The following is a 25,967-nucleotide window of genomic DNA, read 5'->3' as shown; positions in this document are numbered from 1 at the left end:
ATATGCAAAAGGCTTATAAACTTCTAGCAATTCAAGAGGGTATTTCAAACAACGAAGCTAAGGAGTTAATAGACGCTGGATTAGTAAGTGTAGGCGGCCAAAGGCTTGTGCTTGCTAGAGGACTTTTAAAAGAGAGTGCTAAATTTAAGGTAACAAAACTAGCCAAACCGGTGAAAATTTTTGAAGATGAAAATATAATAGCAGTCAATAAACCACCATTTATCACGAGCCAAAAAATTGCTGAGATATTTAAATTTCCACTTTTGAATCGTTTAGATAAAGAGACTAGTGGAGTGATTTTGCTATATAAAAATGATGATTTTCAACAGCGTGCCATTAAAGAATTTGCACAAAATAGGGTAGGTAAAACCTATCTTGCAGTTGTTAAAGGTATAGTTTGTGAAAGCTCTACTATAAACCAGCCACTAACAACTATAAAAACAAAATCTGGAGCCTTTAGCAAAATCGATCTAAAAAATGGTAAAACAGCTATCACGCATATCACTCCAGTAGCAGTCGAAGGTAAAAAATCATTATTAAAAGTAGATATAGAAACTGGCAGAACTCATCAGATTAGAGTGCATTTAGCAAGTAGTGGATTTGGCATTGTAGGAGATGAAAAATATGCCAAAAGTAGCTCAAAAAGGCTATATCTACATAGTTTAAGAACTAAGATTTTTGATTATGAGTTTTATGCTCAGCCTGATAGTGGATTTTTTGATCAAGGATTTGACCAGATCGATAGAAGTATCTTAAAAACCTTATAAAGATATATTCTAGATTGTCGCACTATATATTTGCGTTATTGCAAATTTCTTGATTGGTGCGACAATATAAATTTAATAACTTATATATTTAAGCCCTTTTAGCATAAAATTCCATCTTAAACTCTATAAACTTATCAGCCAAAATAGCCTCTCTCATCTGTTTCATTAAATTTAGATAGTAATGTAGATTATGCAAACTCGCAAGTCTAAAAAATGTAAGCTCTTTAGCCTTATATAGATGGTTTAAATATCCACGGCTATATCGTTTGCAAGTGTAGCACTGGCACTCATTATCTATTGGTTCATGATCGTTTATAAATGCTGCTGCTTTGATATTTAACTTGCCAAAACTGGTAAATAGCGTCCCATTTCTAGCATTTCTTGTAGGCATCACACAATCAAACATATCAACCCCACGACTGACATTTTCTACTAAATCCTCAGGCGTACCAACTCCCATTAAATATCTAGGGCGATTAGGATCTATATATGGCATAACTCCTTCTACTGTATCATACATCTGCTGATTTGATTCGCCCACACTTAGCCCGCCAATAGCTAATCCATCAAACTCCATATCACATAGCGCTTGTGCGCACTCTTTGCGTGTTTTATAGTCAGTACCTCCTTGAATTATTCCAAAAAGATTTTGATCTACTCCTATGCCTTTGCTTTTTTGGCTTTTGTGATACATTTCAGCCTCTTTAGCCCATTTTATTGTGCGTTTTAGGCTTAGCTCTATGCGCTCTTTTGTCGCTGGTAGTGCTACTAAATCATCTAATATCATCATAATATCACTATTAAAATCATACTGAGTATCTAAAACGCTCTTTGGCGTAAAATAGTGAAGACTACCATCTATATGGCTTTTAAATTTAATCCCATTCTCATCAGGTTTAGAGCGATGTGAGAGTGAAAACGCCTGAAATCCACCACTATCAGTAAGAAAATTACCATCAAATCTACTAAACCCATGTAATCCACCAAACTCCTTAACAACCTTGCTAGTAGGGCGCAAATACATATGATAGGTATTGGCTAAAATAATCTTAGCTCCTAAAATCTCGCTCATATCAACCGCATCTAGACTCTTAATCGCCCCAAGCGTACCAACTGGCATAAATACTGGAGTTTGTACAACTCCGTGAGCCATCTTTATAGTGCAAGCTCTTGCGTTTTGGCTTATTTTATCTATCTTAAATTCCATCAAACTTCCTTATTAAATCGGCGTAATTTTAGCAAAATCTTGCTTAGAATTTAGAATAATTAAATTAATTTAAAAAGCAAAACACAAGGTATTAAGATATATAATATTAAATTGCTTTATCAATATAATAAATTTAGAATATGCAAAAATTTCCAGTTTAAAACTTGCATAGATATCTGTTTATTTTATCTATAGCAAAACTTATTCTGCTTTTTAGATTTCAAATCGTCTAGTTGTTTTTATAAATCTTTTTATTTCTTGCTCTTTTACTTTTATCTCTATTAGATTTTTATTGAAAATAAAATTTAATATAGCGTTTAATCGTAAAGAGTGTTCTAATAAAGTGCACTTTGATAAAAAATCCTATGTTTTCCCTTGAGATTTTCATCATGGGTAAAACTCATAATTTTTTCTATCCTCCTAACTTTTTGCACAAAATCAATTTCCCTGACTACCCGTACCGTTTTACTCTCTGCACCTTTTGTAAAACTTTCTACAACACCAACATCAACAGAACATCCTCTTTGAATAAGATCATTGTAGATAACATTGTCCATAATGTGAGATTCTTCGTTTTGTCTCATATTAAGCCGAGCATTTCACGGTGGCGCGGCTTGACCGCGATATCCGCTTTGAAGCTTTGTTATGTGTCTTTTTCTCTTGAATATTCAAGAATTCTAGCTACAGCATTATAATTATGATACCTCTCATAAGTACTAAATTTATTTTCATTAGTCTTATCAATAAGAGTATCATACCAATATGCTATAACAGCCCGTCTAAATCCCTGAATTTTAAAAATATCTATAGTTTCTGAAAATTCACATTCAAAATGAATTGCAGCAGCTCTTTCTTTTGCCGTTGAATATGTAGCTTCCTGAATACCACCATTATGTGATAATATCCAATTCTGCAATTCAGTAAAATCTGGATCGAAAATCATTTTATCAACTACAATATAGTTTTCTTGTTTTCTATCTTTCTTAGACACTGTACTAAAAGCAACTTCATGAGAGCCAATATTTAAAGTAAAGAAGCGACCGCCATTAGTTGATGGAAATAAAGCAAATGTCCAAATTCCTTGCATATCAATGCAATTCAGAATTCCAGTAGCTTTAAATAATTCAGTAATATACTTTAAGAATCTCTCTTCTTGGAATAATCTATCTATTTTAGGACGGTAAAGAACTTCATCAGGATTTATAGCACATAAAGCATCTACAGCAACCTTTTTATTCAAATGAAATAGTTCTTTTTGATTTTTTATTTCATGATTTTGTACGTCTCTAAATTGATAATGTAAATTATGTTCTACTTTTCTCCAATCAGAAACTTCTCTAAAATCCACAATTCGCCAGGGACCAAGAGTTTTATATGGTTCCGTTTCGTTTATTTCTCTTAACCTTTTTGCAGGAGGAAAATCCGTACCGCCAATCTTTATGCAATCACAATTATCTGATTCCAGAATATATACATGTCCTTGCTTAGATTTTTCCATTTTTATTTCCTAAAACATGCGCCCCAGTGCGGCGTCCACATAAGATAATTTCTCCCTATCTTGCATAAGAATTTTATGCGTCAGTTTTTGTCGATATAAAATCTTTATACAATATACTGACCTAATATTATATCCCAAAAATTTATATTTTTGGTACACTATATTTAGTTTGTACCAAAATATGCGATTGAAAGTCCTTTTATAAATTCTAATCTTTTATCAAAAACTAAAGTAACATCTATTCCAAATCTTACGCTAGAAATGATTTCGGATTGTTTAATTCCTCTTCCTTCTCTCGCAGAACAACAAAGAATAGTTTCAAAAATTGAAGAGATATTTGCTATATTAGATAGAATTAGTAACGAGTTAGGTACAGATATTTAAAATCCACATTTTATCTATTTCAAATTTCATTTATGATAAAATAGCTGTTTTTTGGAGAGTGTATGAAGAATATTTTGATTATTGCAGATGGAAATTTGGCTAAAAACTTCCTTGAGAGACTATTTAATAGTAAAAATAACGCCCTGCATAACTACACGATAATAACATATAACGAAGAGACACTACCTAGCTGGGATGTGAATTTTGAAAATTTTATATTTTATAGTTTTGACCCAACTAGCCTTGGAAAGTTAAAAATTCATCTAAATAGCGAATTTGAACAAGCTATGATAATAATGCAAAATGAATTTGATATAAGATGCGTATGCGATAATCTGCGTCAAATTTATCCAAATTTAGAGATCGATGTGATGGATCTGTGGGGAATGGATAGATATCTAGGATCTGATAATCTAATATCAATTATAGATGCTAGAAAGATTTTAAGCTCTAGATTTATGGATTTTTTGCCTGATGCGCCAGTAATTGCTGATAATATCGGCCTTGGGCTAGGGGAGATTATGGAGATACAAGTGCCTCATGGTAGTAGCTACGCTTATCGCCATGTAGGTAATATCCGTAAAAAACGCTGGAAAATTGCTATGATATATCGCAATGGAGGTTATACAATAGCTACGCCTAGTACGCTAATCTTACCAAATGATACTTTACTAGTAGTTGGAGAGCCTAGAATTTTAGAAAATGTATTCCGTGCGATTAAAAAAGAGCCTGGTCAATTCCCAAATCCATTTGGTAATAATATCTATCTAGCCTTAGATATGAAGCTAATGAGCGATAATGAGATAGAAAGATTACTAAGCGATACCCTAGAACTACATAAAAAACTAAATAGCAAAAAGCTATATATAAAGGTAGTAAATCCAACTCTTAGTAAAATTTTTAGCGATATTAAAGAGCTTAGATCAGATAGTATCTTTATCAAAATTGACTACTTTAGCACTACAATATCTATCCAAAAATCTAAAATGAATGAGCTTGATATCGGTCTAGTAGTTACTAATGGTACAGCATTTAATCTATATAAAAAGGGCTATGAGGCTTTAAAAGTTCCAGTATTAAAAATCGGAACAAGCGGGTTAAATAGCGTTAAAAAAGGTGTAATTTTAGGCGATAAAACCGATGCTGAGAGCAACTCTAGTGTAATTATGGATTGCTGTAAGCAGCTTGATTTTAGTATAGATTTTTACCATTTTGATAACAAATTTGATGATGATAGTAAAGAGCTAAGGGAGCATTTTGAGAGCTTATCAAAAATCTTTGATAAAAAGGTAAATATCGTAAATGATGGCACAAATCCACTAATAAAGCTTAAAAATAATGAGAATATATTGCAGTTTTTAAGCTTTAGTAGCAAGATTATGGATAGTAAATTTGGGGCGATTTTTTCTAAAGATATTAATCGTTTGCACTATATTTTGGGTGATAGCTATCAACTATTTATCCCGCAAAATGATAAAATTTAAGGATTAAAGATGAAAAATACAGCTTTTATAACTGGGGCTACATCTGGCTTTGGCGAAGCGATGGCTAGAATATTATCAAAAGATGGCTATAAGCTAATACTACTTGGTCGCCGTCAAGATAGACTTGAGGCTTTAGCAAATGAGCTAAAAAATACGCATATAATAGCTTGTGATATAAGGGATAAAAAAGCAGTATTTAATGCCGTAGAGAGTCTTCCAAGTGAGTTTAGAGATATTGAAATTTTGATTAATAATGCTGGGCTAGCTCTTGGGCTTGAGCGTGTAAATGAGGCTAGTTTAGATGATTTTGAAACTATGATAGATACAAATATCAAGGGGCTTTTATATACTACAAAGGCGGTTTTGCCTATTATGACTAAAAGAAAAAGTGGATATATATTTAATCTTGGTTCTGTAGCTGGTCAGTGGCCATATCCTGGTGGAAATGTATATGGTGCGACAAAGGCCTTTGTAAAGCAGTTTAGCTTTAATCTTAGAAATGACCTTAAGGGTGATAATATTAGAGTTACTGAGATAGCTCCTGGAATTGCTAAGACTGAGTTTAGCCTTGTTCGTTATAAAGGCGATGAGCAAAAAAGCAATGCTGTATATGATGGGACAAGCTACCTTGAAGCTGATGATATAGCTAAGATTGTGCTTGATTGTATAAATTTACCAAAACATGTAAATATCAATAGCCTTGAAGTTATGCCAACTACACAAAGTTGGGCTGGATTTTTCTTTGAAAAAGAGTAGGGTATAAGCGTGGATTGTAGGTATTTAGAAGATTGTGGAAGTTGTGTTTTGACTCTTAGCTATAGTGAGCAAAAGCAGCTTAAAATAGCTAAGATAAGGGAGCTTTTTAGTAAGTTTTGGAGTGGAGAATTTGAGTTTTTTGACTCAGATGAGAGTGGATTTCGCTCTAGGGCTGAATTTGGCATTTGGCATGAAAATGATGATATAAGCTACTGTATGCGTAGTCATCAAAATACGAAATTACCGATACAAAGCTGCCAAATAGTAGATACTAAGATATCAAATATAATGCCAGAACTTCTAAAAACCATAAAAGAAGATAGGGCTCTAGTAGAGCGATTATTTGGCGTGGAGTTTATCAGCTCAGCCAAAAGCCTTATAGTAACGCTTTTATATCATAAAGATGTAAATAGCATTAAAGATAATTTAGCCAATATACAATCTAAGCTAAAAATAGGTCTAATAGCTAGGAGTAGGGGAGTAAAGCTAGAATTTGGCGATACAAAAATAAACGAGATTTTAGATATAAATGGGCGTGAGTTTAACTACATTATGAGCGATACGGCATTTATTCAACCAAATAAAAAAGTAAATGAAAAGATGATCTCATGGGCTATTAATAGTATTAGCGATGGGGTGGATTTAATAGAGTTATACTGCGGACATGGGAATTTTACAATACCAATTAGCTTTAAATTCCAAAAAGTTTTAGCTACTGAGATATCTAAAAGCTCAATTGATATGGCTTTAAAAAATTGCCAATTAAATAGCGTAAATAATATCAAATTTGCTAGATTAAGTGCTGCTGAGATAATGAGTGCAATGGCCAAGGAGCGAGAGTTTGAGAGATTGCGTGGTGTAGATCTAGATAGTTATAGATTTAGCCATATATTAGTCGATCCACCTCGTGCTGGGTGCGAGAATAGTGTTTTAGATTTTATGAGCAAGATAGATAATATAATTTATATATCATGCAATCCACTAACTCTAAAAGATAATCTTGAAGTTCTTAGTAAAACACATAAAGTGGTAAAATTTGCAATCTTTGATCAATTCGTTCATACTAATCACATCGAGTGTGGAGTAATATTGAAAAAACTAAGCTAAATTCTAGCTTAGTTAAATTTATAATTTTCAAACTATATTTTGTTTTATACTTTTATCATTACAATATAACCAATCAAAGTAATAAATAGTAAATGCAAAGTAGGGTATAAACTTTACTTTATATATTAATATATATTTTAATATCAATTGATCTTTTAATTTTAATCCATATTAGTTAAGGCCATATATTATCATCTTGCAATTATCCAAATTTTAATTATAAAGTATCATATAATTTTACATATAATATTACATAAAAAAATACATATAAAAAAATAAAATATTTTACTATAAATTTTATGGATAAATTACTAGCAAACAAAAGGTAAAGTCCATCAAAATATGGTAAAATAGATATCTAATATCTATATAATAGGATAGGAATATGATAATTTATAAAAGTTTGAAAATTATAGTTTTCAATACAAAATATATAAAATAGTTCATATTTTACCTTTTTATCCATTTTTAGCCTTAGTTTTGGCTTAGGCTTTATTTTTGCTAAGATATATGGATCTTGTAGATTTAAAGCTTAATTGTTGCTCTTATTTTGATTGGGATTTACATTATATATTTTTGTATATTTATATAGAGTTTATCTATTGGGTTTGATTGTGATTTTAGAGTTAGCTTGAATTTATTCAATCAAGCTGATTATATGTAATTAAAATGTAGATTAACTTTTATCATATGAATAGATTATTAAATTAAAATTGTAGAGTTAGTTTGTATTGATTTAATCAGGCTAAATCATATAAATAGATATAATTGCTACTATTTTAAAAGCTATGGATATAGATAAAATATGCAAGATAGGGGGTTTGCTCACTCCCCTACTCTTTTGGTAGTATTAAATAAATTGATTATTATATCTATTCATCAAATCTAGAAGCACTTTGAATTTTGCTTTTTGTATTTTCTAGTGAGTTTTTTTCTACAATTGCGATAATTCCCTTAAGTAGTCTAATTGATGCATCTATCTCTACCTTGCGAGTAGATATGCTCTCTATGTTTGCACCTACGCTAACGCCTTTAGCAGTGCCATATTTATACAAAAATTCAAACATATCAAGACTAAGCTTGACTGAGCTCTCTAGTGCATCATCACTATCAAAAATTCTATTTTTAGATAGATTGCTTACAGATATACCAAGCCACTGCATAAACTCATATGTTTTTTCATTGCCACATGGTGTAAATGTGAATATAATTGGAGTATTTTTGATTCCTAAGGCGGCAAAATCATCTAAAAATTTCTTAGCTGTTTCAATATCATAAACAGCTTGAGTTATAAAAAACTCACAACCTTTAACACGCTTAGATGCTACTCTTAGATCTTCATCTTGCTTTTTAGTGTGTCTTTCAGGAATACATATGCCACCAAGTGTTAGATCGTTGGCGATCTCTTTTTTCATCTTATATGCATCATTTAGACTAAGTTTTGGTGTATCTATGGCTGAGCTAGCACCTACAAATATACTAATTGCATCGCTATGAGTTTGTAAAAACTCTTTAAATTCAGTCTCATTATAGTTGCCTACAGCCTTATAAATTACAGCTTCATATCGATTTTGCAGATAATCTTTAGCGTAAATTTCAGGTTTTATTGTACGAACAAATTCAAATGTTCTATTACTAGAGTTGCGATTACTCTCATCTTGAAGGTCGTATATTACAAGACCATCTATCTTTATACCATCAAGCCTACTAAGCTGTCTAAGTGCTATCTCTTTAGCCTCATCATGACTTAAGCTAATCTTAGGCGGTGTAAGCCCATATAGAACAATTCCAGATTTACCTTGCTTTATTTTAGTTTTTAGCATATGACTCCAAATTTACTTAAGAGAGCCAACCGAAGTTAGCTCTATAAATAAATTAACTCATACGAATGATTTTAACTGCTTTTACCATATTTTCTAAGCTTGGTTTTACCTCTGGCCATTTGCGAGTTTTTAACCCACAATCTGGATTAATCCATAGTTGAGATTTAGGTAAAACTTCTAATAAGGCATTAATCTGTGCAGCAATCTCTTCAACTGTAGGAATACGCGGGCTGTGGATATCATATACACCTGGGCCTACCTCTTGTTTATAGCCTACAGATTTAAAGATTTTTAGAAGTTCATTACCACTTCTAGCTGTTTCAATACTAATTACATCAGCGTCCATTGCTTCTATTGTTTTAATAATATCGTTAAATTCAGAATAGCACATATGAGTATGAATTTGAGTAGAAGCATTAGCAGCGCAAACGCTTAGTTTAAAGCAATCAACTGCGAATTTTTCATATGCTGGGATATTTTCTTTACGAAGTGGATATCCCTCTTTAAATGCAGCTTCATCAACTTGAATTATTTTGATACCAGCTTTTTGTAAGTCATCTATCTCATCATATATACAAAGTGCAAGCTCTTTAGCAATTTCACTTCTTGGTTTATCATCTCTTACAAAGCTCCAGTTAAGTATAGTTACAGGGCCTGTTAGCATACCTTTCATTATTTTTGATGTGCGACTTTGAGCATATGTAATCCAATCAACTGTCATAGGTACTGGGCGGCTTACATCACCAAATAGAAGTGGTGGCTTAACACAACGACTACCATAGCTTTGAACCCAACCATTAGCACTAAATGCGTAGCCTTTTAATTGCTCACCAAAGTACTCAACCATATCATTTCTTTCTGGTTCTCCATGAACTAATACATCTAGACCGCAATCTTCTTGGAATTTGATACAATCATCAATATATTTTTTGATTTCGCTCTCATATGACTCTTTTGTAATTAAAGATTTTTTATATGCATTACGAACTTGGCGAAGCTCTGGAGTTTGAGGGAAGCTACCAATTGTTGTAGTAGGAAGATCAGGTAGATTAAATGTCTCTTTTTGAATTTTAATACGCTCTTCATATGCTGTATCTCTATCAAATTTAGTTAGAGATTTTACTCTATTTTGTACATTTACATCATTAACTAGTGTAGATGTTTTTCTAGAAGCAATTGCTGCACGATTAGCCTCTATTAAGCATTTACCAGTTTTACAAAATTCCCCACCATTTACTAATTTTTTTAGAATTTTAAGTTCTGTAAGTTTTTCAACACCAAATGCTAACCACTCTTTTATGCTTAAATTTTCTTCATATTTTAAAGTATATGGCACATGTAAAAGTGAGCATGAAGTACCGATATATAGGCGTTCATCCGGGATAAATGTTTTGATTTTATTGACAATTTCAGCTTTAGCATCTAGATTGCTTACCCATACATTTCTACCATCTATCAATCCAGCAAAAAGCACTTTATCGCTATTTGATAGTAATTTTAGAGCTTCTTCTTGGCAAGCTGCATGGACAAAATCCAAACCTATAGCCCAAATTTTACTCTTTACCACTTGAGCTACAGCTTCATTTGCATGCTCAAAATATGTCATAAATATGATTTTAACATTATCTGCAACACTTGCAAGTAAATCATATATCGGTACAATTTTGCTAGCTAGCTCAGCTGCTCTATCTGTTACAAAAATTGGTTCATCTATTTGAATAATAATCTCATTATCAAGTTTTGAAAGCTCAGCAATTAGCTTAACATACTCACTACTTAAAGCATCTAGATGATCAAGTGCATTGCTACCATCTGTTGTTTTGCTAAGAGCTAAGAAAGTTATAGGGCCAATTAGATTGATTTTTGCATTTTTTACACCAGCTTCTTTCGCCTCTTTATATTCAGCAATAATCTTGCTGCTATTTAGATTAAATTTAACATCACGGCTAAGTTCAGGAACTATATAATGGTAGTTTGTATTAAACCATTTTGTCATCTCCATAGCTACGCTATTTGCATTTCCTCTAGCCATTGAGAAGTATAAATCATAACCGCTAAGTCCAGCAAAGCGTGGAGGAATCGCACCAAAAGTTATGATATTATCAAGCATTAAATCATAATATGAAAAATCATTTACACTAATTAAATCTACTTTTGCATCGATTTGATAGTTCCAGTGGCGTTTTTTTAATTCAGCAGCTACTTTTTCTACTTCGCTAAAGCTAGTTTTACCAGCCCAAAAACTCTCAAGAGCAAATTTAAGCTCTCTTTGTTCACCAATTCTAGGAAATCCTGTTACGAAACTTTTTGACATATATTTATCCTTTATAATTGTTTTTTAATTTAAATTTAGATATTGATTGGTTCTAAAAGGACGCATCTCAAAAAAAACAAGTGGCGGCTGCAAGCCGTGAAATCTATAAAATTGACTAAAATCACTAAAATAAAATGTTTTTAATTTTAGTAATGCTATACGGGTTTTACGCTTAAATACGCAGTTGCAATGAACTGGAAATGTAACCACAAAAGCCAAATAGGATATAGCACTGACAAATGAGATCTGTAGCCTAGCTAAAAAGGTGAAATTCTTGCTATTTAAAGCTTTAGAAATGGCACGATAAGCAAGTACGCATGGGACAGCTCATAGTATTTTATATCCTTAAAAATTTAAAAATTGGCGAATTTTAACAAAAAACTTATAAATAATAGCTGAAATAGCCTTGCTAAAGCAAGGACTATTAGCTCTCTTTAAATAGCTTAGAAGCTAGAATTTGAACCTTATCTTGGTCGCTAGATTTTTTCATTGTTTTAAAAATTTTATTTAAATAACCCTCAAAAAACTCATGATTATTTATCGGTTTTTCATTTTGAGCTTTTGCTACACTATTATATTCACCATCACTTCCTAGCTCAAATGCCAACTCATTATCTTGAATTTGCAAGCGTAAAATTTCGCTTAATTTGCCTTGAGATACTGGATCAGTAATAGGTGTCATCAACTCTAGGCGTCTTTCTAAGTTTCTTGGCATCCAATCAGCACTACTGATATAGAATTTAGGATTAGTATGTTTAAAGTAAAATATTCTAGCATGCTCAAGATATTTGCCTATAATTGATCTTACTTTGATATTTTCACTCATTCCTGGCACTCCTGGTCGTAAGCAGCAAATGCCTCTAATGATTAAATTTATCTGTACGCCAGCCTTGCTAGCATCATATAAAGCTTTAATTACATCGCTATCTACAAGAGCGTTCATCTTAGCGATAATTCTACCTTCGCTACCCATTTTAGCTTCATTTTTGATCATTGCGATTACTCGCTCTTTAATCTGCATTGGAGACATTGATAGCTCATTTAATCTGCGATTTTTACTAAATCCTGATAAAATATGGAAAAATGTAGTAGTATCTTTGGCTACATCATCTCTAGAAGTAAAATAGCTTACATCTGTATAAATTTTTGCACTACTACCATTATAGTTTCCAGTTCCTAAATGGATATAGAAGTTTAATTTATCACCTACTTGGCGAATAACTTGGCTAACTTTAGCATGAACTTTAAAACCTGTAATTCCATAAATTACATGAGCTCCTGCATTTTCTAATGCTTTTGCCCAGTGCAAGTTATTTTCTTCATCAAATCTAGCTTTTAATTCAACCATTACTGTAACTTGCTTGCCATCATTTGCTGCATCTATTAAAGATTGAATTATAGCTGAGTTTTTCTCTACTCTATATAGAGTCATTCTAATAGATATAACCTTTGGATCTTTGGCAGCTTCTTTGATGAATTGAGTAACTGGATCAAAGCTCTCATATGGGTGAAATAGCAAGACATCTTCTTTATCAATAGCATCAAACATAGAGACATTTTGCCCAAATGGTGGTAAAGTTTTAGGCGTATATGGTGGAAGTAAAAGATGTGAAAACTCCTTATCACCTATAATCTGCCATAACGCACCAAGGGTGAGCGGAATACTATATTCATAAATATCTTTATAGAATATTTTCATATGCAAATTCAAAAAGTCTAAAATCTCAGGATCACATCCAGAATCTATTTGAAGTCTTACAAATGCACCTTTTCTACGAAGTTTTAAGCCCTGCTCTAAAATGAGCATAAAGTCATCAGCCTCCTCTTCTTCTATAACCATATCGGCATTTCTAGTAACCCTAAATGCGCAGCTACTAAGTAGTCTATATCCTGGGAAAATTTCAGCTGCGTGTCTATGCACAATGCTCTCAATAGGCACATAAACTCCATCACCGGCATAATAAAATCTAGGCAATACACGGCTAATTCTAATCATTCCAAATTTAACAATCTCAGGATGAGCATCATCGCAAAGTTTAACAGCTAAAGCAAAGCTAAGGTTATTAAGATGTGGAAATGGATGAGTGGGATCTACGGCAATAGGGACAATAACTGGTAAAATATTTGAGAAGAAATACTCATCTGCCCTAGCCTTGATTTCATCGTTTAATTCCTCATAATTTTGGATATATAAACCATGATGAGCAAGCTTGCTAACTGTATCTTTATAATAGGCTTCTAATATCTCTTGTTCATCTTTTAGATATTTTCTAATCTCTCTTAGTTGATCTAGTGGAGTCATCTCATCGCTACCACTTACTATGATACCAGCAGCAAATAACTGTTTAAGTCCAGCTATTCTAATCATATAAAATTCATCTAAATTTGTACAATATATAGCTATAAATTTAAGTTTTTCAAGTAGTGGAAGATCTTTTCCGCATTGTGCTAAAACTCTAGAATTAAATCTAAGCCAAGATAGCTCACGATTTATAAATATATCCCTATTTTCCATCTATTTGCCTTTTTTGTTATTTTTTACTACTAAATTCGCGTAAAAATCTAGCCTGAGTTTTAAACCACTCTTTAAGCTCCATTATAGGGTATCCCCCATACTCTTTGCCGCCTTCTAAGTTTTTTGATACTCCACCGCGTCCAGCTATCTTAGCAAAATCACCAATACTTAGATGTCCAGCAGTGCCACTTTGTCCACCCATTATAACATTACGACCAAGTTTGGTGCTACCTGCTAAACCAACTTGAGATACTAAGATACTGCCATAGCCAATTTCGCAGTTATGGCCTATTTGAACTAGATTATCTATTTTAGAGTATTTGCGCACTATAGTTGGTTCAAAAACTCCCCTATCTATTGTGGTGCATGCTCCTATTTCTACATTATCTTCTAATACAACCCAACCATTATGATAAATTTTAATATGTTCGCCAGTTTTAGTATGTGCATAGCCAAACCCATCACTACCTATGACTGAATTTGCATTTATTATACACTCATTACCTATTATGCTATCTGCATATATTGTAACATTTGGGTGAATTATGCATTCATTGCCAATTTGGACATTATCACCTATATATGCTCCTGGCATTATTATGCTATTTTTGCCAATATTTACACCACTTCCAATATATACATTTGGCATTATGGTTACGCTTTTATCAATATTTGATGGTTTAAATTCTCTAATTAATGGCTTTGCAAAGTATTTTGATAAAATAGCAAAGGCAAGATGTGGATTATCTACTACAACTGCTCTACCTTTTACCATATCAACCATATCTTTAACCACTAGCACGGCACCGGCTTGGCAATCGGTTAAATATTTTGCATTTTTAGGTGAGTCGCAGTAGCTCATTTGAGCCTTTTTGGCTAAAGCTAATGAGCTAAGAGATACTATCTCTATATCATCACCGCTAAATTCTAATCCTAAAATAGAGTAAATTTGACTTAATTTCATTATACTTCCATCATTACTGAGCCACTGCGGACTATTTGAATTGGGTTATATTTTTTCATAACTTTAATAAAACAATCAATCCTAGCTGAGTTATCACAACCCATTATTATTATATATTGCTCATTGGCATTTGCAACTATAGCGTTATATGATTTTAGTATCGCATCAAGTCCGCTAAAATCTTCATTAAGGGATATTTTAATAAGTGCCATCTCTTTTTCTACATACTCACCACTATCATCTATAACTTTATATGTAGGTATTAGTTTGTGAAGTTGTTTGACAATCTGCTCAAATACTCTAGCATCTCCACTAGTAGTAATTGTTACACGAGAGAACTCGCTTTGTGGTATTGGGGCTACTGTTAAAGAGTCGATATTGTATCCACGTCCAGAAAATAGTCCAACTATACGGCTTAAAACCCCATGTTCATTTAATACAATTGCTGAAATAACTCTTCTCATTCTTACTCCAATATCATATTATAAATTGCAGCACCAGCTGGAACCATAGGCAAGACATTTTCAAATCTATCTATCTTAACCTCAATTACGCTTACGCTCTCACACTCTAAAGCTTCAGTCAAAGCAGACTCAAATTCAGATTTTGTAGTAGCTACAAAGCCTTTACCGCCAAATCCTTCACAAATTTTGACAAAATCAGGCTGAATGCTAAGATCTGTATTAGAGTATCTCTCATCATAAAAAAATGTCTGCCATTGACGAACCATACCTAAGAAATTATTATTTAAAATAATATTTATAACGCGTTTTTTATTAGCCACTAAAGTCATAAGCTCTTGAATATTCATCAAAAATCCACCATCGCCACTAACTGCAATTACTGGTGCATCGCTAGCCCATGCAGCCCCCATAGCAGCTGGTAAGCCATAGCCCATAGTGCCTAATCCACCACTTGTAAGAAGCTGTCTAGGACGATTAAATGGGAAAAATTGCGCTACCCACATCTGGTGTTGTCCTACATCAGTAGCGATTATACTCTCTTTAGGTAGCATTTGCCCCATTTTTTCTATTACCCATTGTGGTTTTAACACTTCATCGCTATCTTTATAATTAAGCGGGTGAAGCTTTTTGTAAATTTCAATCTGCTCTCTCCACTTAGCAAACTCATCTGTATTAATATCTAATCTATCATTTAGTTCAATCATTACATTTTTAAGATCGCCAACTATTGGATAATCTACATTTACAATCTTTCCAATGCTACTAGGATCTATATCTATATGAATTATTTTAGCATTTTTAGCAAATTCACTAAGCTTACCAGTAACTCTATCATCAAATCTTGCTCCAAGGCATATGATTAGATCAGCTTCGCTTAGTGCCATATTGGCCGCATAGCTACCGTGCATTCCTACCATAGCAAGGTTTAAAGGATTAACTGGAGTTAAAACACCAAGTGCCATTAGGGTTTCTACGGCTGGAATTTGAGTTTTTTGTATAAATTTTCTAATCTCATCACTAGCCCCGCTACTTACTGCACCACCGCCTATATATGCTATTGGTTTTTTAGAAGCCAAGATAGCTTCGCAAGCCTTTTTAATCTGATTTGGATGGCCTTTTACATTTGGCTTATATGTCTGCATTTTAATCTCGCTAGGATACTCAAAATCACCTATTGCAGCTGTAACATCTTTTGGAATATCTACATGCACTGGGCCTGGGCGACCACTTCGTGCTATATAAAATGCTTGTTTTAAAATTAATGGTAACTCTTCAATACTTTTAACTAAAAAATTATGCTTAACGCACGGACGAGAAATCCCTACAGCATCAATCTCTTGAAATGCATCTGTTCCTATTAATGGTAGCCCTACTTGACCGCTAATAAGCACTAATGGAATAGAATCGGCATAGGCAGTAGCTAGACCTGTAATAGCGTTTGTAAAGCCTGGACCACTAGTAACAAATGCCACACCAACTTTCCCGCTAACTCTAGCATAACCATCTGCTGCGTGCAAGGCTGCTTGTTCATGGCGTGTTAGGATATGTGTAAAATACTCTTGTTTATATGTTTCATCATATATATTTAATGCTGCACCACCAGGATAGCCAAATACAACGCTAACACCTTCATGCTTTAGCGCTTCGCTTATCATCTGCGAGCCATTTAGCTTCTTCATCTTTTCACCTTTGATTAACTTTGATTAAAATTTTTTGATTATAGCATTAAATTGTATTTAGAAAGTTTAAAAATATAAATTTAATTCAAATTAAATAGTATAATGTATCAAATTTACACAATTATAGGATTTTTTCTATTACCTCTTTGGCTGTTTTGCAGTTTATAGCATCTTGGATTTTATCATCTCTTCCCCAAATAACATTGATATATGGTATATTTGCATTTTTAGCTGCTAGAGCATCTTTATAGCTATCACCAATAAATGTAGCTTGATTGCCTAATCTATCTATAATTAAATTTAGCATATCTGGGGCTGGTTTGCATGAAATTGTATCGCTAGCACCTACAATCATATCAAATTTATCTAATATTTTTGCGTTTGTTAATATCTGCTTTAAGCTCGAGTTTGGCGCATTAGAAGCCACTGCCATTTTATAGTTCATATCTTGGCAATACTCTATCAAATTTAGAGCTTCATTATATATTGTAGCGTGAAGAAAGTAGTTTTTTTGATACTCCTCTTCAAAGATTTTCATCATATTATTGCTAATTCTTTCAACACCATAAAACTCTATCATATAATTTTTATTTGGGTTATTGATAATTTCGATGATATCATCGTTGGCAAGTATAGGCATATTAAGCCCTTTTCTTATGTAGTTGATAGTCTCACATATAGCTTTTGCACTATCAATTAGCGTGCCATCCATATCAAAGATAATAACCTTACTCATATATTTGACCTTTGTGTTTATCTTTTTTGTAAGTTTTGGAATTTTTGAGTTTTTCAAGGGAATTTGCAGCTTTTAAAAGCATAGCTTTATCATCATTGCTAATTACTAAATTAGCAAACTCACAAAGTGATTTTGAGTATGGCTGGTCTAGATATACTGGTTCTATTTTGGCTAAAATTTGAACATTTTTCTCTACAAGAGCTCTAAATTTGCTAGCATCATAGTCATCTCTTTTGAGATTTCTAATAATTAACTTAGAAAACTTTTCAAGCCCTCGTAGATATTTGACTCGTTTTATTTTATCGTTCATGGTTTTACTATATCTAGCCCTTTTTGCGTAGCTAAAAGCATACCACCAGATAAATTTATTACATCTTTATATCCATTATCGACTAAGATTTGAGATGCTTTTTGGCTTCTGTTACCACTGCGACAAATGATGGCAATCTTTTTATTTGGATCTATTTTTGACTTTATATTATCAAGAAATTTCTCATTATAATAACCATTATTATCGGTTAAATTTACTAAAATTGCGCCTCTTAAAACACCATATTGCCACTCATTTGAAGTTCTAATATCAATGATTTGTATATTTTTATCATTCATTATACTCTCATCAATATCCATAGAGATATATTTGGCTAACGCCATTGTAGTTGCAAAAAACATTGTTATTAATACCTTTATCATGTAATTACCTTTTTAAATTTGATTCAATCTTTTTAGTAGCTCATCAGCACTTATTAATCCAGTTATTTGGGATTTTAATTCACCTTTGTTAAATATTAACAATACCGGAGGTCCAAAGATTTTATACTCTTTCATTAGCTCTTTATTTTCTTTAGTATTATGGCTTAGATCTATTTTTATTAATCTAAACTCTTTTAATTTACTTGCTATATCTTTTTGGGTAAATATGCTATTTTCAAGCTCTGTACAATTAACGCACCAGCTTGCCCAAAAATCTACAAAAAGTGGAGTTTGACTAGATTTAATAATATCTTTTAACTCTTTTAGATTAGTTACATACTCAAATTTAAGTTCATTTTGAGTTTGACTAATTTGTGAATTTATTTTTAAATTTGGAGCTAATTTTGAGATAGCAAAATCAATTATAACTACCATACTAATAGTAAAGATTATTATAGATATAGCTTTAATTACTTTTTGGATAGTGCTGTTTGCATTATCAAATGCACCAAAAACTACGGCTAAGATTACGCCTAAAATCCCATATCCTAGCATAGCAAGACTATCATTAATGATCGGTTTTATAATCCAAACTGCCATACCTAGCATAATAAAACCAAATAAAATTTTGATTTTTACCATCCACTCACCTGGTTTTGGCAAAATCTTACCACCACCAAGCCCAATAGCAAGAAGCGGTAAGCCCATTGCAAAACTCATAACAAAAAGAGCTACTCCTCCAACAATCATATCACCGCTATTTGCAATATATAAAAGAGCTCCAGCCAAAGGGGCAGCTACGCATGGACCAACTATTAAAGCTGAGGCTATACCCATAAATATCACCCCGCTCATTCCACCAAATTTTGAGCTTTTATTATTTAAGTAGTTTTGAACTCTTTTTGGCATCTCAAATTCAAACAGCCCAAACATCGAAAGTGCTAACGTTACAAAAACAACACTAAAGCAAATAAGCACTACTGGAGTTTGTAATAATCCTTGAATACTAGCACCAAGCATACTAGCAGCTATACCAGCTAAGGCATATGTAAGACTCATTGCAAGCACATAGACAAAGCTAATAATAAATCCATTTTTAGCACTGCTATCACCCTTAGCAATTATCAATCCTGATAGGATTGGAATCATAGGAAATATACACGGAGTAAATGAGAGTAAAATTCCATATACAAAAAATGTACTTATAGTCCATAAAATAGAGCTATTTTCTAAATTTAAAGCTATTTGAGATTGCTCATTTTGTATATTTTGATTATTTTGTTTTGGATTGCTATTTTCTAAATTTGAAGGCTGGCTTAATGTAGCTATAACCTTTCCATTTAAATCAAATTTAACTTCAAAACTATCTTTTAAAGGTTGGTAGCAAAATCCATCATCACTACAACCTTGATAATATATATCTATATTAAAGCTATTTTTGCCAATTACTAATCCAGCAGGGATGAAAAGCTCTAAATCTCTATAAATATCATAGCTATCATATTTTATAGCTTTAGGAGTATTTAAAAGCTTTGTAATATCGCTATTATCAAGCTCTATTTTTATCTTATCTTGATATAAATAAACCCCATTTGCTATATCAAATTTAGCTATTATACCACTTTGATTATCTCCGCTAATGCCAATTTTAAATGCATCTTTTGGCTCTAATACACTACTAAAAGCTAAAGATGCGATAAAAATGAATATATATAATAGCTTTTTCATAAATTAAATTTGCTTAAATATCTCTATAGCATCTAGCTGTTCCCATGGATAGCTAGGGTCGCCAACTTGCCCTTTAGCCGCTACATCAGCGTATAAAAATGTATCTTTGCTAGGTTTATCTAGGCCAAATTTATCTGTTATCCATTTTGGAGTTAGAGCAAATTTATCATGTACAAACTCAGACAATTTATCATCATCACTATTTATATTTGTTCCCATACAATCCACGCTTACGCTAACTGGCTTTGCTACGCCTATAGCATAGCTTAGTTGAACTATACACTTTTTAGCTAAGCCTGCTGCAACAATATTTTTAGCTATCCATCTAGCTGCATATAGACCGCTTCTATCTACTTTTGTATAATCTTTGCTACTTTGTGCGCCACCACCTATTGGCGAGTATCCACCAAAGCTATCTACTATTAATTTTCTACCTGTTAGACCGCTATCGTGAAGTGAGCTATGATTTACATATCTGCCCGTTGGATTTATATAGATTATGGTTTTATCTTTATCATATAGATTTTGTGGTAATCCTGAATCATCTATAAGCTCTTTAATAAGCGCCCTAACCTCTTCTATTTTCAAGCTTTCTACACTTGGGGCTGAGACTACTATTGTGTGAATTTTTTCTGGCTGACAATCTTCAAATTTTGCTTTGCTACCATAATCAACTGTAACTTGAGTTTTAATATCTACGCCTAATTTATCAGGATTTTTAAGTGCATAATCATAAACTCTATCACAAATCATTCTAGCGTATGTGATTGCTGCTGGCATAAGGTTACTTGTCTCATTTGATGCAAAACCAAACATAATTCCTTGATCTCCAGCGCCAATTTCACCACTGCTTTGATCTACGCCTTGATTGATATCTGGGCTTTGCTGGTTTAAAAATACATCTACTTCAATATCATCTGGATGGAGACATTGGGCTTTGCTAAAGTGTGGATTACCATTATAGCCTATCTTTGCTAAGGCTGATTTTACTATAGATCTATACTCTTGGTGGCTTAAATTTACACTTGAGTTGACTTCGCCGCCAATTACAATATGCTTTCCAGCGACAAAAACCTCACTAGCTACTCTTGCTTTTGAATCTTGTGAAAGTATCGCATCAACAATGCTATCAGCTATGATATCAGCACACTTATCTGGATGTCCTGGGCTTACAACTTCACTTGTAAATAGATACATATTTTTCCTTATTATACTTGATTTTTGCGCACAATTCTAACATAATTTTATAAATTATATCTTAATTATATATTCTAAATTTAATAGTAATAGTTATTTAAATATCTTTTTAAACCAATTTAAAACTAATGATAAGCTAATATTAGACAGGATAGTTTATAGTTGTTATATTTAAAAAATATAAATTCAAATTTATATAGTAGATTTGATATGCTTTTTAAAATTATGTAAAGCCAAATTTAATTGAATTTTAAATATAATATTAGTTTTTATTAATTCAAAAGGATTTTAATGATTAGACATATTGCTCAGCGATATAAAGATGGGAATTTGATAATTCAAATTTTAGTTGGTATTGTTCTTGGTGGGATTTTAGGATTTATAGCTCATAGTGGTAATTCATTTGCTGTAAATTTAACTGATTTAGCAGCGATCTTAGGCTCTCTTTTTGTAGGTGCGCTAAAGGCAGTAGCACCAGTTTTAGTTTTTGTGTTAGTAAGTGCGTCTATAGTGCTTAAAGAATTTGGCCGTGCTAATGGAATGAAAAATGTGATAATATTATATCTAATTGGCACATTTTTAGCCTCTTTGGCCGCTGTGTGTGTTAGCTTTATCTTTCCTACTGCTTTAGTGTTGCAAAATACATCTGTAGCTATGAGCGCAGCACCTAGTAATATAGCAGTGGTATTAAAAGATTTAGTATATAAGATTGTAGATAATCCACTAAATGCTATTGCAACTGGTAATTATATTGGGATTTTAGCTTGGGCTATTGCAACTGGTTTGGCTCTTAGACATTGTAGCAATAAGACAAAAAAAGTATTTAAAGATATTAGTGAAGCAATTACAAGAATAGTTAAATTTGTAATTCGTCTAGCACCATTTGGTATTTTTGGCCTTGTAAGCATTAGCGTGGCTCAGACTGGATTTGCTGCACTTGGTGGATATGCAAAGCTTTTATTTGTTCTTGTAGGGACTATGCTATTTGTGGCTTTTGTGATAAATGCTATTATCGCTTTTATAGTTACTAGAAAAAATCCATATCCACTTATAATGACATGTATAAAAGAGAGTGCTATTACGGCATTTTTTACTAGAAGCAGTGCTGCAAATATCCCTGTAAATATGAATTTATGTAAAAAATTAGAACTAAATGAAGATCTATACTCTATCTCTATACCTCTTGGAGCTACTATCAATATGGCCGGTGCAGCTGTTACCATAGCTGTGCTTTCTCTTAGTGCAGTTTATACTTTAGGGATTGAAGTTGGATTTTGGAATGCATTATTACTTAGCATTATAGCAGCAATTGGAGCATGCGGTGCTAGCGGTGTAGCTGGTGGCTCGCTTATGCTTATTCCATTGGCATGTTCATTATTTGGAATTAGCAATGATATAGCTATGCAAGTTGTAGCTATAGGATTTATTATTGGAGTGATTCAAGACTCAGTAGAGACTGCACTAAATAGCTCTACAGATGTTTTATTTACTGCTATTGTATCAAATAACACTAAGGAAGTATGATATGATATGGGATCTATCTAAATTTTTTGCTAGTATCGATGAGCTAGATACATTTTGTTTAAATTTACAAAAAAATGCCAATGAGTTTAATTTTAAATTTAATAAAAATCTAAACTCATTAAAGCCTAATGAATTTAAAACCGCAATAAGTGAATATGAGCAAATTTTAGCTGATATTGGTAAGATAATGAGCTATGCATATTTAAAATTTGCCAAAGATACAAGCCAAGGAGCCTTTTTGGCTAAATATGAAGAGATTTGCACTAAGATTGAAGAGCAAATTCTATTTTTTGAGATTGAATTTAATGAGCTTGATAAAGATAGACAATCTAGCTTTATAGCCATAAATCCTAAATTTAGCTACTACTTAGAAAATCTAGCTAAAAATAAAGCTCATCAATTAAGCTTTTTAGAAGAGAGAATTTTGCTAAGAACTGCAAATACTGGTGCTAGTGCATTTAGTAGATTGTTTGATGAGAGTATGGCTAGAGCTAGATTTGAGTTTCGTGGGCAAAGCTTAAAAGAAGAAGAGATTTTATCTAAGCTTAGCAGCGATGATAGAAGCGTTAGAAAAGATGCTGCATACTCACTAAGCAAAGGTTTAGAGCCGATGCAACACCTACTAACATACATATATAATATGATAAAAACAGATCTAAAAAATAGCTGTGAGTTACGCGGATATGAGCTAGGTGAATCAAGTAGACACCTAAGCAATCAAATAGAAAAAGCAAGCGTAGATGCGCTAATAAAAGCTAGTGAAAATAGCTTTGATCTAGTAGCTAAATTTTATAATAAAAAGCGTCAAATATTAGGTTATGATAAGCTATATGATTATGATAGATATGCTCCTTTAGGTGGCGATGAACAGATAAGTTATGAAGAGGCTAAAGAGATTGTAATTGATGCTTTTAATAGTTTTAATCCACTTTTTGGCACTTTGGCTAAGAGAGCTTTTGATGAGAATTGGTGCGATGTATATCCAGATAAAAATAAACAAGCTGGAGCATTTTCTCACTCTGCTAGTAGCGATGTGCATCCATTTGTACTTTTAAATTTCACAGGTAGGAGGCGTGATCTTTTTACTTTAGCACATGAACTAGGCCATAGCATACATCAATATCTTAGCTATGAAGTAGGCTATCTTAACTCACATACTCCGCTTACTACTGCTGAGACAGCTTCGGTATTTTGTGAGATGTTGGTTTTTGAATATATCAAAAACACTCTACCAAAAGAGCAAAAAACTGCCCTACTAGCTGGCAAGATAGAAGATATTTTTGCTACACTTTATAGACAGATTAATTTTACTACATTTGAAAGACGAGTTCATGCTTATGATGGTGAGATAAGTAGCGATGAGCTAAATCAAATTTGGCTAGAAGAGTCTAAAAAGATGTTTGGCGACTCTTTAGAATTAAATGAGTATTATAAAATTTGGTGGAGCTATATACCGCATTTTATCCACTCACCATTTTATTGCTATGCCTACTCATACGCTCAGCTTTTAGTGCTTGCTCTTTTTGGACTATATAAAAGTGGAAAATGTGAAAATTTTATAGAGATATATACTAAATTTTTATCTCTTGGTGGTAGCAAAAGCCCAAAAGAGCTTGTCGCTATGTTTGGATTTGATATTGATGATGAGAAGTTTTGGAGTGTTGGGATTGCTCAAGTAGCAAATTTGGTAGATGAGTTTATACAAGGAGAGTAATAATGCTTGAAGAGTTTTTAAAAGATAGCGAGTTTGCTTCTATGATGCATAGAAATATCTATGATTTACTAAATTTGTTAATACAAAAAGATATCCAATTTGATATATTAGTTAGTACAAAATTTGTTAATTTTTCTCCAGAGCTACCTCAGGAGATTAAGTCTAATTTTAATCCATCTGTAATTCTATTTAGCCTAGCTGGATATTCGCTAAGTAGCATTAAGCTTAGTCGTGATGATATGAAATTTGAGGCTGGATTTGGGCCAGATAATTTTGCTAGTTTAGTTAGTGTGCCAATTGGCGCTATCATCAGAATTAGTATAGATGAAAATCCTATATTAATAAATTTTGCTACATATAGTCCGAGCGATCCTAAAACTAAGCAGGAGCGCTCAAAGCAGATATTTTTAAATAACCCTAAAAATAGAGATATTTTTAAAGGTCAATAGATATTTTACTAACCTTTTCTAGTATGGACTCGTTCTCTTTGAGTCCTGCTATAAATACTGGACGGATAATATTAACACCTTCAATTTCTATTGGAAATAAAGTGCCATTAGCAATTGATTTTTTCACTAAAAATTTAGGCAAAAACGCTACATACTCTCTAGATTTATTATTTAGCATTGCGCACCTAGTAGCTATAGCACCATCAAGAGTATAGACAGTGTGTAAATCATCATAATTTACACCAAACTGTTCAAAATACCCTTTTAAAAATGCTTTCGTTCTATCTGTGATAAAGTTAAATTCGCTAAGCTTTGCTGGGGTTATTTTTTGATTTGGAACTTTATTAGATACTAAAATTATCTCATACTCAAATAGCTTTTTAAATATCAAATGATCATTATATAATCTCTCTTGAGTCATTATAATATCACATCTTTTATCCATTAGACTTGATACTAGATCATTATTTGTATCGACTATTTTGACATCTAAATCGCTATTTATAACATCGCAAATTTTATCTAACATAAATGGCAAAATAGCATGAGCTATAAGTAAGTTTGTAGCAACTGAGATTTTAAATTTTTCATCTTTTATTCTATGAGCTTCTTCTTTAAATCTAAACATAGCTCCTTCAAATTTTAAACATAATTTATAAAATTTATCCCCCTCTTTTGTTAAAACTATTCCGTTTTTACGCCTTACTAATAGCGTTGTTTGTAATGTCTCTTCAAGTTTTTTAATCTGCAAAGTAACAGCTGGCTGAGAAAGGCCTAAAGTGGCTGAAGCTTTTGAAAAGCTCTTTTCTTTAACAATTGTCATAAATGTATATATTTTATTAAAATCTATCATCAAACAACCCTTTTTTGTTTTATATCCTTTAATTTTATTAATTTAATGCTTAAATTAGATTTTAATTTAATATAATTTTTACTTATATTATTGATTATTTATAAATCTGTA

Annotated in this window: 23 protein-coding genes; 8 read left to right on the top strand and 15 right to left on the bottom strand. The window is 32.4% G+C overall.

The window, feature by feature from the left end; all coding sequences use genetic code 11:
• The first annotated feature begins 2 nt into the window (after positions 1 to 2).
• Positions 3 to 767, top strand: coding sequence for an RluA family pseudouridine synthase (locus CVIC12175_RS04080; RefSeq protein WP_236861094.1), 765 nt, complete (start codon positions 3 to 5; stop codon positions 765 to 767).
• Positions 768 to 855: 88 nt separating this feature from the next.
• On the opposite strand, the gene tgt is transcribed toward CVIC12175_RS04080, so the two are convergent.
• From tgt to CVIC12175_RS04065, 3 genes are all read right to left on the bottom strand, one after another.
• Positions 856 to 1,974: a tRNA guanosine(34) transglycosylase Tgt gene (tgt, locus tag CVIC12175_RS04075; protein WP_086302300.1), complete on the bottom strand. Its 1,119-nt coding sequence runs from the start codon at positions 1,972 to 1,974 to the stop codon at positions 856 to 858.
• 335 nt (positions 1,975 to 2,309) lie between these two features.
• Positions 2,310 to 2,558: a hypothetical protein gene (locus CVIC12175_RS08475; RefSeq protein WP_096030565.1), complete on the bottom strand. Its 249-nt coding sequence runs from the start codon at positions 2,556 to 2,558 to the stop codon at positions 2,310 to 2,312.
• A gap of 59 nt (positions 2,559 to 2,617) precedes the next feature.
• Positions 2,618 to 3,472 carry a GIY-YIG nuclease family protein gene (locus CVIC12175_RS04065; RefSeq protein ID WP_086256662.1) on the bottom strand — a complete coding sequence of 285 codons (855 nt, stop codon included), beginning with the start codon at positions 3,470 to 3,472 and terminating at the stop codon, positions 2,618 to 2,620.
• Between the two features lie 186 nt (positions 3,473 to 3,658).
• On the opposite strand from CVIC12175_RS04065, the gene CVIC12175_RS08810 reads away from it, so the two are divergent.
• The 4 genes from CVIC12175_RS08810 (at position 3,659) to trmA (ending at position 7,203) form a co-directional block, all read left to right on the top strand.
• Positions 3,659 to 3,856 (top strand): restriction endonuclease subunit S, encoded by a 198-nt coding sequence (locus tag CVIC12175_RS08810; RefSeq protein ID WP_086256663.1) that lies wholly within the window; start codon positions 3,659 to 3,661, stop codon positions 3,854 to 3,856.
• Between the two features lie 62 nt (positions 3,857 to 3,918).
• Positions 3,919 to 5,340 (top strand): COG3400 family protein, encoded by a 1,422-nt coding sequence (locus tag CVIC12175_RS04055; RefSeq protein WP_086256664.1) that lies wholly within the window; start codon positions 3,919 to 3,921, stop codon positions 5,338 to 5,340.
• Positions 5,341 to 5,349: 9 nt separating this feature from the next.
• Positions 5,350 to 6,096, top strand: coding sequence for an SDR family NAD(P)-dependent oxidoreductase (locus CVIC12175_RS04050; RefSeq protein ID WP_086248349.1), 747 nt, complete (start codon positions 5,350 to 5,352; stop codon positions 6,094 to 6,096).
• A gap of 9 nt (positions 6,097 to 6,105) precedes the next feature.
• Complete coding sequence (trmA, locus tag CVIC12175_RS04045; RefSeq protein ID WP_086256665.1) at positions 6,106 to 7,203, top strand: tRNA (uridine(54)-C5)-methyltransferase TrmA; 1,098 nt, start codon at positions 6,106 to 6,108, stop codon at positions 7,201 to 7,203.
• Between the two features lie 872 nt (positions 7,204 to 8,075).
• On the opposite strand, the gene CVIC12175_RS04040 is transcribed toward trmA, so the two are convergent.
• The 11 genes from CVIC12175_RS04040 to metK form a co-directional block, all read right to left on the bottom strand.
• A complete protein-coding gene (locus CVIC12175_RS04040; protein ID WP_086256666.1) occupies positions 8,076 to 9,026 on the bottom strand; it encodes a methylenetetrahydrofolate reductase in 951 nt (316 codons plus the stop codon).
• Between the two features lie 52 nt (positions 9,027 to 9,078).
• Positions 9,079 to 11,340, bottom strand: coding sequence for a 5-methyltetrahydropteroyltriglutamate--homocysteine S-methyltransferase (metE, locus tag CVIC12175_RS04035; protein WP_086315880.1), 2,262 nt, complete (start codon positions 11,338 to 11,340; stop codon positions 9,079 to 9,081).
• 424 nt (positions 11,341 to 11,764) lie between these two features.
• Complete coding sequence (locus CVIC12175_RS04025; RefSeq protein ID WP_086302304.1) at positions 11,765 to 13,855, bottom strand: RNA degradosome polyphosphate kinase; 2,091 nt, start codon at positions 13,853 to 13,855, stop codon at positions 11,765 to 11,767.
• A gap of 16 nt (positions 13,856 to 13,871) precedes the next feature.
• Positions 13,872 to 14,819 carry a UDP-3-O-(3-hydroxymyristoyl)glucosamine N-acyltransferase gene (gene lpxD / locus CVIC12175_RS04020; protein WP_086248344.1) on the bottom strand — a complete coding sequence of 316 codons (948 nt, stop codon included), beginning with the start codon at positions 14,817 to 14,819 and terminating at the stop codon, positions 13,872 to 13,874.
• Positions 14,819 to 15,283: an acetolactate synthase small subunit gene (gene ilvN, locus CVIC12175_RS04015; protein ID WP_086246470.1), complete on the bottom strand. Its 465-nt coding sequence runs from the start codon at positions 15,281 to 15,283 to the stop codon at positions 14,819 to 14,821. Before ilvN ends, lpxD begins: the two co-directional genes overlap by 1 nt.
• A gap of 2 nt (positions 15,284 to 15,285) precedes the next feature.
• Entirely contained in the window at positions 15,286 to 16,962 is a 1,677-nt protein-coding gene (locus CVIC12175_RS04010; protein WP_086254909.1) for an acetolactate synthase large subunit, read from the bottom strand.
• A 121-nt stretch (positions 16,963 to 17,083) separates the two neighbouring features.
• Positions 17,084 to 17,698: an HAD family hydrolase gene (locus CVIC12175_RS04005; protein ID WP_086256668.1), complete on the bottom strand. Its 615-nt coding sequence runs from the start codon at positions 17,696 to 17,698 to the stop codon at positions 17,084 to 17,086.
• Entirely contained in the window at positions 17,691 to 18,008 is a 318-nt protein-coding gene (locus CVIC12175_RS04000) for a hypothetical protein (protein WP_086302306.1), read from the bottom strand. The genes CVIC12175_RS04005 and CVIC12175_RS04000 overlap by 8 nt, the downstream gene beginning before the upstream one ends.
• Positions 18,005 to 18,391 (bottom strand): rhodanese-like domain-containing protein, encoded by a 387-nt coding sequence (locus CVIC12175_RS03995; protein ID WP_086302308.1) that lies wholly within the window; start codon positions 18,389 to 18,391, stop codon positions 18,005 to 18,007. Before CVIC12175_RS03995 ends, CVIC12175_RS04000 begins: the two co-directional genes overlap by 4 nt.
• A gap of 12 nt (positions 18,392 to 18,403) precedes the next feature.
• Positions 18,404 to 20,119, bottom strand: a complete 1,716-nt coding sequence (dsbD, locus tag CVIC12175_RS03990; RefSeq protein ID WP_086302310.1) for a protein-disulfide reductase DsbD — start codon at positions 20,117 to 20,119, stop codon at positions 18,404 to 18,406.
• A 3-nt stretch (positions 20,120 to 20,122) separates the two neighbouring features.
• Positions 20,123 to 21,316: a methionine adenosyltransferase gene (metK, locus tag CVIC12175_RS03985; protein ID WP_086315879.1), complete on the bottom strand. Its 1,194-nt coding sequence runs from the start codon at positions 21,314 to 21,316 to the stop codon at positions 20,123 to 20,125.
• A 291-nt stretch (positions 21,317 to 21,607) separates the two neighbouring features.
• Between metK and sstT the strand changes: the two genes are divergently transcribed.
• Genes sstT through CVIC12175_RS03970 form a run of 3 tightly spaced genes read left to right on the top strand, consistent with a single transcriptional unit; the run spans position 21,608 to position 25,003 of the window.
• Positions 21,608 to 22,840, top strand: a complete 1,233-nt coding sequence (gene sstT, locus CVIC12175_RS03980; RefSeq protein WP_086256672.1) for a serine/threonine transporter SstT — start codon at positions 21,608 to 21,610, stop codon at positions 22,838 to 22,840.
• Between the two features lies 1 nt (position 22,841).
• Positions 22,842 to 24,554: a M3 family oligoendopeptidase gene (locus tag CVIC12175_RS03975; RefSeq protein ID WP_086256673.1), complete on the top strand. Its 1,713-nt coding sequence runs from the start codon at positions 22,842 to 22,844 to the stop codon at positions 24,552 to 24,554.
• A 2-nt stretch (positions 24,555 to 24,556) separates the two neighbouring features.
• Positions 24,557 to 25,003 (top strand): hypothetical protein, encoded by a 447-nt coding sequence (locus CVIC12175_RS03970; RefSeq protein ID WP_086256674.1) that lies wholly within the window; start codon positions 24,557 to 24,559, stop codon positions 25,001 to 25,003.
• On the opposite strand, the gene CVIC12175_RS03965 is transcribed toward CVIC12175_RS03970, so the two are convergent.
• The gene (locus CVIC12175_RS03965; protein WP_236861093.1) at positions 24,990 to 25,856 is read right to left on the bottom strand and encodes a LysR family transcriptional regulator; all 867 of its coding nucleotides are present in this window, start codon (positions 25,854 to 25,856) and stop codon (positions 24,990 to 24,992) included. The two genes, CVIC12175_RS03970 and CVIC12175_RS03965, sit on opposite strands and share 14 nt — an antisense overlap.
• Positions 25,857 to 25,967: the final 111 nt, after the last annotated feature.

Source organism: Campylobacter vicugnae (assembly GCF_002139875.1).
Taxonomy (GTDB): domain Bacteria; phylum Campylobacterota; class Campylobacteria; order Campylobacterales; family Campylobacteraceae; genus Campylobacter; species Campylobacter vicugnae.
This window is presented reverse-complemented; position numbering and strand designations above follow the sequence as displayed.